This is a genomic window from Pseudemcibacter sp. (assembly GCF_965661635.1).
Lineage (GTDB): Bacteria > Pseudomonadota > Alphaproteobacteria > Sphingomonadales > Emcibacteraceae > Pseudemcibacter.
The window spans coordinates 20494-30498 of record NZ_CBFIEP010000080.1 but is presented as its reverse complement, the minus strand read 5'-3'; the positions used below and the strand labels follow the sequence as shown (position 1 = coordinate 30498).

The window sequence follows — 10005 nt, the reverse complement described above, 5'->3', positions numbered from 1 at the left end:
AATCTGGCACTAATTTATTTACAACAAGAGGATTTAGAAAAAGCATATCAATATGCATTTAATGCATATAATTTACCTGATTTTAATGTTGATGTGGCAAAAACATATGCACAGGTGCTGATCCTACAAGAAAAGTTAGATGATGCAAGAAATGTGTTAACTGAAACGGTAAAACTTGCCAGCTATGATATTGAAGCAAAATCATTATTGGCAACGTTAGAATAAAACAACAAACGTATTGAAGAGTTGGTTAAAAATTTGAGCAAAGAAGTTCTTAGCACTTCAAGTGCGATCGAAGATAAAAATGGGATCTTAAAAGATCTTAATAAAACGGCGAAGGATTTATCAAAAATATCGTCTGCTAGCGATGATGCGGTTAATAAGTTTGATCAGGTCAAAGAAAGTTTAGATAATTTGATCGAACAAATCGAAAAAATGGCACCCATGAGCGCTGCACGTAAAGAAGAGATAAGCACGAACCTTAATAAAGTAAAAAAAGGAAACCGTACCGTCGGTATGGGCAGTCGTGCTGTCAATCGCGAAATCAAAAAAGAGATTGATAAATATGACCTTTGAGCCCCGTTTAAAAACGGGATTTTTGGTGTCTGCTGAAATTAAAAGATGTGAGCAACTTTTTTTATCTGCGGTTATTGTTCATAAAGGTGATGAAGATCGCGGCCAAATATTAATCAAACACTATGTGCACGGGGAAGGGGCGCGGATATTTGCGCAAACCCGAGATATGGATGATCAGCTTATTTGGCATCAACCGCTTGGTGATGACTTTATGGAAGAAATGAAGGCAGATGAATATATCAAACGGCAAATCGGATTTGACGAAGACCTTTGGGTGCTGGAGATTGATGATCCAAAAGACTGTTATGCCCCAGAATAATTAAAGCGAAATATATTTAGAAAATTAAATGAAATCTGTACATAAATGATACCAGTGATTAATATCATCCATAAATAAAGGTTTGAGGGAAACTTATATGGAAACTGCTATTAGTTTTGGGGTGTGGTCATTAGTACCATTGATATTTGCGCTTATCACGGCGTTTTGGACAAGAAGTGCTATCTTTTCATTATTTTCAGGCAGTTTAATTGGCGTGATGATGATGGGATACAACCCGGATGCGACAATGTGGGGACTTGGTCCTGCAGGTGGATTGGTGAAATTAATCGCGGCAAGTTTAGACGGTGAATTTATACGTATCAGTGTCATCATTATTTTTATTGGCATTCTTTTTGAACTCTTTAAAAGAGCAGGGGTTCTTGTTGCCTTTGCAAATAAAGTTTCAAAAACCGGAACATCGCCCAAAAAAGTAAAATTCACAACTTGGTTGATGGGCTTCTTTATTGTTGATGATTATTTTAGCCCATTGATGACTGGTCCAATTATGCGGCCATTAATTGATAAAGCGCGCGTATCCCGTGAAAAGTTGGCGTTTATTTTGGATAGCACAACGGCGTCCGTATGCGTTCTCGTGCCCTTTATGTCATGGGGCGCTTATTTAGGAGGGCTTATTGCCAAAGAAGGCGGGCCGGTCAATGGTGCCAACGAAGCGATTGCATTATTTGCGGCATCAATTCCTTATAACATTTATCCGATGTTATTGATTTTCTTCACGATGCTTATCGCCCTAGAAATTATTCCTGATTACGGGTTTATGAGAAAAGCGGAAACCCGCGCCCGTGAAGAAGGAAAAGTTCTTAGAGACGGTGCAATCCCGATGGTGAGCGATGAAGGTGGGGATATATTTGAACAACAACAAGATAAAGCATATCTTTTTTGGGATTTCGGTTTGCCAATAATTATCGTTTTTGGAACAGTGATCGTAAGCTATTTGATTTTTGGTAGTTTACTGATCCTTGAAGCTTTTATCATGGCTGTGATTTATCTTGGTTCATCTTTATATATTAAAAAATATGTGAAGGATTTTAGTGATCTAACTGAAATAGGGGTTGTAGGTGCAAAAAGTGTTATGTCCGCGATTATTATAACGGCTCTTGCTTATTGTATTAATACGGTGACTAAAGGATTAGGGGCCGCAGAATTTATCATGAGTTTCTCTGAAAGCTTTATGACGCCCTCACTTCTTGTCGCATCGACGTTTTTTATTACGGCCGTTATTTCATTTTGCACTGGCACATCCTGGGGGGCATTTGCGCTTATGATCCCTTTTGTACTCCCCATTGCATATGGGTTTAGTGGTGGTGTTGCCCATGATCCAATTGTTTATAAGGCGCTGGCAGCAGTTGTGGGTGGTGGTATTTTTGGTGATCATTCATCTCCCGTCTCTGATACTTCGGTGCTAGCATCTGTTGGTGCGGGCAGTGACCATATGGACCATGTTATAACGCAGCTTCCCTATGCTTTAATGGTTGGAGCAGGGACAATTGCACTTTATTTGGTGATTTGATTTTAAAAAAATATTTTTTTTTACCCTCATTCCCTTGACTCTTTTTTTTAATGAACTATCTGTTCTGTACAACTTTTAGCACTCTTGTTGTTAGAGTGCTAAAACACATAAATTCAAATTAAACTTTAACAACCTAAAAAGAGGGTTTCAAAATGGGATTTCGTCCTTTACATGATCGCGTACTAGTACGTCGCGTTGAACAAGAAATGAAAACTGCTGGGGGAATTATTATTCCTGATACGGCGCAAGAAAAACCAAGCGAAGGTGAAATTATCGCAGCTGGTACTGGTAATAAAGCCGCAGACGGTAAAGTAACACCACTTGATGTTAAAGCTGGAGACAAAGTGCTATTTGGCAAATGGTCCGGCACTGAAATTAAGGTTGATGGCGAAGAGCTATTGATTATGAAAGAAACTGACATTCTCGGTATCGTAGAATAAGAATAATAATTTAAAGGAATTTAAAAATGGCTGCAAAAGAAGTAAAATTTGGAACAGACGCGCGATCACGTATCGTTGCTGGTGTTGATATCCTAGCAAACGCAGTAAAAGTAACACTTGGCCCTAAAGGCCGTAATGTGCTTCTACAAAAATCATTCGGTGCACCACGTATCACAAAAGACGGTGTTTCTGTTGCAAAAGAAATCGAATTACAAGATGTATATGAAAACATGGGCGCACAAATGGTTCGTGAAGTGGCAAGCCGCACAAACGATGTGGCTGGTGACGGAACAACAACAGCAACTGTGCTTGCACAGGCGCTTGTTCGTGAAGGTTTCAAATCTGTTGCTGCAGGAATGAACCCAATGGACCTTAGCCGCGGAATTAAACTAGCGGTATCAAAAGTATCAGACGAACTTAAATCACGCTCTAAGCCAATTTCAACAAGTGAAGAAGTTGCACAAGTAGGGTCGATCTCTGCTAATGGTGAAACTGAAATTGGTGATATGATTGCAAATGCAATGGATAAAGTCGGTAAAGAAGGCGTTATCACTGTTGAAGAAGCTAAGGGCCTGGATTCAGAGCTAGACGTCGTTGAAGGTATGCAGTTTGATCGCGGTTACCTTTCACCATATTTCATTACGAATGCTGACAAAATGTCTGTTGAGCTTGAAAATCCATATATTCTTCTTCATGAAGCAAAACTTTCAAACCTACAAACAATGCTTCCATTACTTGAAGCGGCTGCACAATCAGGTCGTCCGCTGCTTATTATTGCGGAAGATGTTGAAGGTGAAGCACTAGCGGCACTTGTTGTTAATAAGCTTCGCGGTGGTCTTAAAATTGCGGCAATTAAAGCACCTGGGTTTGGTGATCGCCGTAAAGCAATGCTTGAAGACATCGCAATCCTAACGGGTGGTCAAGTGATCTCAGAAGACCTTGGCATTAAGCTTGAGACAGTGACACTTGATATGCTTGGAACTGCTAAATCGGTTAACATCACGAAAGAAGATACTGTGGTTGTTGACGGTGCAGGTTCAAAAGATGATATTGAATCACGCTGTGCACAAATCCGTACACAAGCAGATGCAACAACATCTGATTATGATAAAGAAAAGCTTCAAGAGCGTCTTGCTAAACTTTCTGGCGGTGTTGCCGTTATTAAAGTTGGTGGTGCTACTGAGATTGAAGTTAAAGAACGTAAAGACCGCGTTGATGACGCACTTCATGCAACACGTGCTGCTGTTGAAGAAGGTATCGTCCCTGGTGGCGGATCTGCTCTTCTTTATGCTACTCGTGTACTTGAGGGTGTTGAAGGTGAAAATGATGAACAAACGGTTGGTGTCAACATTGTTCGTCGTGCACTAGAAGCTCCTGCACGTCAGATCGCTGAAAATGCGGGCCATGACGGTGCCGTTATTGCTGGTAAAATGAAAGAGCAAGACGACATTAATTTTGGTTTTGATGCTCAAGGTGGTGAATATAAAAACCTTGTAGAAGCGGGTATTATTGATCCAACTAAAGTTGTACGTACTGCACTTGAAGATGCATCATCTGTTGCTGCATTGTTGATTACAACTGAAGCAATGGTTGCGGATGCACCATCAGACGCAGCAGCTGCTCCAGCGATGCCTGATATGGGCGGCATGGGTGGCATGGGCGGTATGGGCGGTTTCTAAACCCACATATAGAACAGCACTTTACATCTATATCTTAATGTACTATATAAAGGTCGGAGCTTGTCTCCGGCCTTTTTTAATGGTTGTGGAAAACATTGCCTTATTTTGGGTTTAATTAAATTGTAATTATTTTTAGGTATAAAAAACATAAGGCGATTCCCATTATGGATAGCCCATGCTTTCGAGAAAAAACATGAAAAAATGTACCGATATATATAGTGTAGAATATTATCTGCCAAAAGCGAACAAGCCATTGGCGGAAAAGACTTTTTCAAAAAAACTGCTTAAGAAAAAGAATTTTAAAATTCTAGTTCAAGATGATGTTAAGGATAGCGTTTATCTTGTTGATGCTTAAGCATTTTTTGTAAAATCATTATAGAGAAACACCCATTCTCCCTGCGAGATCCTGAAGATATTGAAAGGCCACGCGGCCTGATCTTGCGCCTCTGGTTCTTGACCATGTGAGGGCTTGGGCATGGACCATATTACGGTCGGCATTGATTTTATAATGATCAAGATAGCCATCAATCATTTTTAAGTAGTCTTCCTGGTTACAGCTATGGAAACCAAGCCAAAGGCCAAACCTGTCGGATAGGGATACTTTCTCTTCAATGGCTTCGGAAGGGTTAATGGCGGTGCTTCTTTCATTTTCCATCATATCACGTGGCATAAGATGACGACGGTTAGAGGTTGCATAAAAGATTACATTTTTAGGACGACCTTCAATGCCCCCTTCGAGTACGGCTTTTAATGATTTATAAGTGCCATCATCATTATCAAATGAAAGATCATCACAAAAGAGAATGCATCTTCGCTCGCTCGATCTTATGACTTCAAGTAATCTTGGAAGGCTGGGAATATCTTCCCGATGGATTTCAACTAACGCTAGTTCGCTTAACTTTCCATGGATGGCTTTGACAAGAGAGCTTTTCCCCATGCCACGCGCGCCCCAAAGAAGCGCATTATTTGCGGCAAACCCTTTGGCGAATTGTTCAGTATTTTGCAAAAGAATATCACGGACATGATCGATCCCTTGAAGAAGTTCAAGATCAACACGGCTGATGTCTTTAATCGGTATCAAACGGTCAGGGTCCGTATACCAGATAAAGGCATCCGCACCATCAAGAGATGGTTTATCACTGTCTAAAGGCGCGATACGCTCCAAGGCATCGGCGATTCTATTAAGTGTTTCGTTATTTATTTCCGCCATGAGTATTCCATTCTTTAAAATTCTAAGCGAATATGCTTTAATTTGCCCCTTTATCCTTGTTTTTAACGCGCCATGCGCTTATATCCAATAGGTAAATTTAATAATTATAAAAAGGATACCGAAATGTTTATTTCTGATGCATATGCGCAGGGGGTTGGTGGTGCAGATGGAGGCCTAATGGGGTTATTACCGTTTGTTCTTATTTTTGTTGTATTTTATTTCTTACTTATTCGTCCGCAACAAAAGCGTGCCAAAGAACATAAATCGATGGTAGAAGCGTTGAAACGCGGTGATAAGGTGGTTACATCAGGCGGTATTGTAGGAAAAGTAAGCAAAGTTGTTGATGACCAATATGTCGAAGTTGAAATTGCCAGCGATGTAAAAGTAAAAGTCGTTCGTTCAACCATTGGTCAGGTCATGGATAAAACCCAACCTGCAAATGACGATAAAAAATAAATCGAAATTAAACAGTAAGTAACGGAACCTTCAAATGCTTGAATTCCCACGATGGAAAATTGTTTCTATAGCGCTCTTCTCCCTTATTGGGGTAATGTTTGCTGTGCCAAACTTTCTTTCCGATGAACAAATTGAAAGTTTGCCTGACTTTTTTCCGAGTAGTCAGGTGACTTTAGGACTTGATCTTCAAGGTGGTGCCCACTTTTTAATGGAAGTGGACACGGCGGGCGTGATTGCCAATATGCTACTTGATCGTGGGCAAACAATTCGTGATGAATTAAGTGATGAAAAAATTCGCCATCGTTACCGTGTAAATGGTGATCGTCTGATCTTTACACTTACCAATGCTGATGACAGACCGCGCGCAATTGAAATTATCGAGGAACAAACCATTCAAGTGGGCATCGATTTGATGACGGGCTCCAGTTCAGACGATATTATCGTTGCCGAAGGGACGGGGGCGATTATAAATATTACCCTTTCTGAAGCGGCCGTAACGGAAAAGAAGGTTCAATCTGTTGAACAATCAATTGAAGTGATCCGCCGCCGTATTGATGGGACAGGGACAAAAGAGCCGACCATTCAACAAAATGGTGTTGATCGTATACTTATACAATTACCCGGTGTGGATGATACAAGTTATTTTAAACGGATACTCAGCGAAACGGCACAAATGAATTTTCATTTGACCAATGTATCTGTAAGTCAGGAAGATATTCTTAGGGGTCGTGTGCCGCCAAGAACAAGCATTTATCCATCAATTGAAAAAGCGCCGGACGGTGAAACACCACTTCAGCAATTTGCAATTATGGACCAGATTATGGTTTCTGGTGAAGACCTTGTTAATGCAAGTTATTCAATGGACGAAAATAACCGTCCTGCGGTTAGTATTAGCTTTAATTCAAAAGGTGGAAAGCAATTCGCCGACGCGACACGCGCCAATGTTGGTAAGCCATTTGCTATTATTCTTGATAATGAAGTGATCAGCGCGCCGCGTATTAACACGGCAATCCTTGGTGGTTCTGCGATTATTACAGGGAACTTTACGGTGCAAGAAGCCAATGATTTGGCGATGCTGCTTCGTGCCGGCGCGCTTCCTGCGCCGCTTAACTTACTTGAAGAAAGAACTGTTGGACCAGGTCTTGGTGCAGATAGCATTGCTGCCGGACAGATTGCTTCCCTTATCGGCTTGGCTGCTGTGATGCTATATATTGTTCTCAGTTATGGGTTTTTTGGTATTATTGCCAATATTGCGTTGATCATCAATATCTTTATGATTTTTGGAGTATTATCATTGTTTGGTGCTACTCTGACACTACCTGGTATTGCAGGTATAGTTTTAACCATTGGAATGGCCGTTGATGCTAACGTTCTAATTTTTGAGCGTATTCGCGAAGAACTACGTCGTGGTAAAAAGGTACTTGCCTCGATTGACGTTGGATATGGTCGTGCCTTTAGCACAATTATGGATGCGAATATTACCACACTTATTGCTGCTTTGATTTTATTCCAATTTGGATCGGGGCCTGTTAAAGGGTTTGCCGTAACGTTAGCTGCTGGTATTTTTACATCCGTCTTTACAGCGGTGAGCTTATCACGATTATTCATTGTTACATGGGCGCGTAAGTCGAAGCCTGCAGAATTAAAGCTTTAAAGGGAGGGGTATTGATATGTTACTAAAATTAGTCCCACAAGACACAAATATTCCTTTCGTTAATTTCAAAAATATTGCGTATGTTTTATCTGTACTGATGATTTTTACGTCATTTGGATTATATTTTACGAAAGGTTTAAATTTCGGTATCGATTTTAAAGGCGGTTTTCTTATTGAAGCACATATGGATAACCCTGCGGACTTGTCACATATTAGAGGGTTGACGGGTGATTTAGGACTTGGTGATGTTTCTATCCAAACCTTTGGTGCAGAAAATCAAATACTGATCCGTATTGAAGAACACGATTCACTGTCACTTAATGAAGTTGTTGACCTAGTTCAATCTACTTTGGAGTCAGGTGTTGATGATAACGTAGTTTTTCAACGAACCGAATCTGTTGGAAGTGTTGTATCAGGTGAACTTATTCAGTCTGGTATAATGTCAGTTGGATTAGCAATTGGTGCAGTGCTCTTTTATATTTGGATCCGCTTTGAATGGCAGTTTGGTTTGGGTGCAGTAATCGCGCTTGTTCATGATATTATTCTGACTATTGGTATGTTTGCTCTTACACAGTTAGAATTTAACCTGTCAATTATCGCGGCGATTTTGACCATCGTAGGTTACTCGCTTAATGATACGGTTGTGGTATATGACCGCATCCGTGAAAATCTTTTTAAATTTCGCAAAAAAGAAATGCCGGACCTAATTAACTTAAGCCTTAATGAAACACTGGCACGTACAGTGATGACCTCTGTAACTACCTTAATTGCATTGGCTTCTCTTTATTTCTTAGGTGGTGAAGCTATTAGAGGTTTTACGGCCGCAATGATTTGGGGTATTTTTGTTGGTACTTATTCTTCGATCTTTATTGCATCGCCTGTACTGCTATGGTTTGAGCTGCGCCGTGAAGAAGAGGAAGTCACCAAAGACGGAAAAGAAGTTATACCGGAACAATTCCGCTAATGACGATGGAATTTACAGAAATTAATTCAAGTGAAGAAGCCTTTGTCGCAGGATACGGTGACGGTGGGTTTCGCATGGGCGATAGCCGCTTTGAAGGGTCAATGATGATAACACCGGATGGTTTTTATCCATGGGCGGTTAGTGAAAAGTCTGAAATTTCAATTGAAAATCTTGAACCTATTTTAAATGCTAGTGGTGTTGAAATTATTGTGATTGGTTTGGGCCCCAATATGGCCTTTCTTCCCAAAAATATTCGCGCCGCCTTTGAAGAAAAGAAAATAGCCATCGAAGCCATGGACACGGGTGCCGCCGCAAGAACATATAATGTGCTTCTTCAGGAAGGGCGTTTGGTGGCTGCGGCATTAATCGCCATTTAGCAGGACAAATGAAAATATTCATTCGAGCAGTCATTTTATTTCTATTTACTTTTTGTTCGGTTAGTGCCGAACAATCGTTAATCGACGATATAAAAGACGCGGGTGTTATCCGCATTGGCACTACGGGAGATTATGGCCCGTTTTCATATGTCAATAAGCAAAATGACGGTGTTTTTTATGGCCTTGATATCGATTTAGCCAATGATTTAGCTAAATCAATGAATGTGCGTGTTGAATTTGTAAAGACCACTTGGTCAACCTTAATGGATGATTTGCTGACTGGTAAATTTGATGTGGGCATGAGCGGTATTTCAATAAATGCTGCCCGCGAAGAAATGGCGATGTTCAGTATTCCGCTTATGACGGACGGAAAAGCGGCGATCGCAATAGATGAGCAAGCGGATCAATTTAAAACAATCTCAGCCATTAATCAGCCACATGTTCGAGTGATTTTTAACCCAGGTGGCACCAATGAACAGTTTGCCCGTCAAAACTTTCCAAATGCGACGTTGATTTTAAACGAAGATAATATCACGATCTTTCAAAAGATTGTCGATGGTGACGCGGATGTGATGGTAACCGATGCCATTGAAACCATAGTGCAGCAAGAAGTTCATCCTGAACTAGTAGCGGTGAATCCTGACACGCCATTTAATCAAACAAAAAAAGGATATATGTTTAAAAAGGATTTGGTATTTAAATCTTATATCGATAAGTGGATTAAATCCCGTCTCGAAAATGGCGCCGTTCAATTGCTTCAGGGTCAGCATATTGAAAATTATGTAAGGCTTAAGAAATAATT

At 40.5% G+C, this 10005-nt stretch carries 12 protein-coding genes and 1 pseudogene; 12 read left to right on the top strand and 1 reads right to left on the bottom strand.

The window, feature by feature from the left end; genetic code table 11:
- The 7 genes and pseudogenes from ACTF6W_RS05865 to ACTF6W_RS05835 all read left to right on the top strand — a co-directional run.
- Nucleotides 1–225, top strand: a pseudogene (locus ACTF6W_RS05865) (hypothetical protein); the annotation flags it as partial.
- A gap of 33 nt (nt 226–258) precedes the next feature.
- Nucleotides 259–576, top strand: coding sequence for a hypothetical protein (locus ACTF6W_RS05860; protein ID WP_438993612.1), 318 nt, complete (start codon nt 259–261; stop codon nt 574–576).
- Nucleotides 566–895 (top strand): DUF1491 family protein, encoded by a 330-nt coding sequence (locus tag ACTF6W_RS05855; RefSeq protein ID WP_438993611.1) that lies wholly within the window; start codon nt 566–568, stop codon nt 893–895. Before ACTF6W_RS05860 ends, ACTF6W_RS05855 begins: the two co-directional genes overlap by 11 nt.
- Nucleotides 896–992: 97 nt before the next feature.
- Nucleotides 993–2423, top strand: a complete 1431-nt coding sequence (locus tag ACTF6W_RS05850) for a Na+/H+ antiporter NhaC family protein (RefSeq protein ID WP_438993610.1) — start codon at nt 993–995, stop codon at nt 2421–2423.
- Nucleotides 2424–2575: 152 nt separating this feature from the next.
- Nucleotides 2576–2863 carry a co-chaperone GroES gene (locus ACTF6W_RS05845; protein ID WP_438993609.1) on the top strand — a complete coding sequence of 96 codons (288 nt, stop codon included), beginning with the start codon at nt 2576–2578 and terminating at the stop codon, nt 2861–2863.
- A gap of 26 nt (nt 2864–2889) precedes the next feature.
- Nucleotides 2890–4542, top strand: a complete 1653-nt coding sequence (groL, locus tag ACTF6W_RS05840) for a chaperonin GroEL (RefSeq protein ID WP_438993608.1) — start codon at nt 2890–2892, stop codon at nt 4540–4542.
- Nucleotides 4543–4735: 193 nt separating this feature from the next.
- Nucleotides 4736–4897, top strand: a complete 162-nt coding sequence (locus ACTF6W_RS05835) for a hypothetical protein (protein ID WP_438993607.1) — start codon at nt 4736–4738, stop codon at nt 4895–4897.
- An 18-nt stretch (nt 4898–4915) separates the two neighbouring features.
- On the opposite strand, the gene ACTF6W_RS05830 is transcribed toward ACTF6W_RS05835, so the two are convergent.
- On the bottom strand, nt 4916–5752 hold the full coding sequence (locus ACTF6W_RS05830; RefSeq protein WP_438993606.1) for an ATP-binding protein: 837 nt from the start codon (nt 5750–5752) through the stop codon (nt 4916–4918).
- A gap of 123 nt (nt 5753–5875) precedes the next feature.
- Between ACTF6W_RS05830 and yajC the strand changes: the two genes are divergently transcribed.
- From yajC to ACTF6W_RS05805, 5 genes are read left to right on the top strand one after another with little or no spacing between them, the layout of a single operon-like run.
- Nucleotides 5876–6208 (top strand): preprotein translocase subunit YajC, encoded by a 333-nt coding sequence (gene yajC / locus ACTF6W_RS05825; protein ID WP_438993605.1) that lies wholly within the window; start codon nt 5876–5878, stop codon nt 6206–6208.
- A 34-nt stretch (nt 6209–6242) separates the two neighbouring features.
- Nucleotides 6243–7862: a protein translocase subunit SecD gene (gene secD, locus ACTF6W_RS05820; protein ID WP_438993604.1), complete on the top strand. Its 1620-nt coding sequence runs from the start codon at nt 6243–6245 to the stop codon at nt 7860–7862.
- A gap of 16 nt (nt 7863–7878) precedes the next feature.
- Nucleotides 7879–8826: a protein translocase subunit SecF gene (secF, locus tag ACTF6W_RS05815; protein WP_438993603.1), complete on the top strand. Its 948-nt coding sequence runs from the start codon at nt 7879–7881 to the stop codon at nt 8824–8826.
- A complete protein-coding gene (locus tag ACTF6W_RS05810; protein WP_438993602.1) occupies nt 8826–9203 on the top strand; it encodes an Mth938-like domain-containing protein in 378 nt (125 codons plus the stop codon). The genes secF and ACTF6W_RS05810 overlap by 1 nt, the downstream gene beginning before the upstream one ends.
- Nucleotides 9204–9211: 8 nt before the next feature.
- The gene (locus ACTF6W_RS05805; RefSeq protein ID WP_438993601.1) at nt 9212–10003 is read left to right on the top strand and encodes a transporter substrate-binding domain-containing protein; all 792 of its coding nucleotides are present in this window, start codon (nt 9212–9214) and stop codon (nt 10001–10003) included.
- Nucleotides 10004–10005 lie beyond the last annotated feature (2 nt).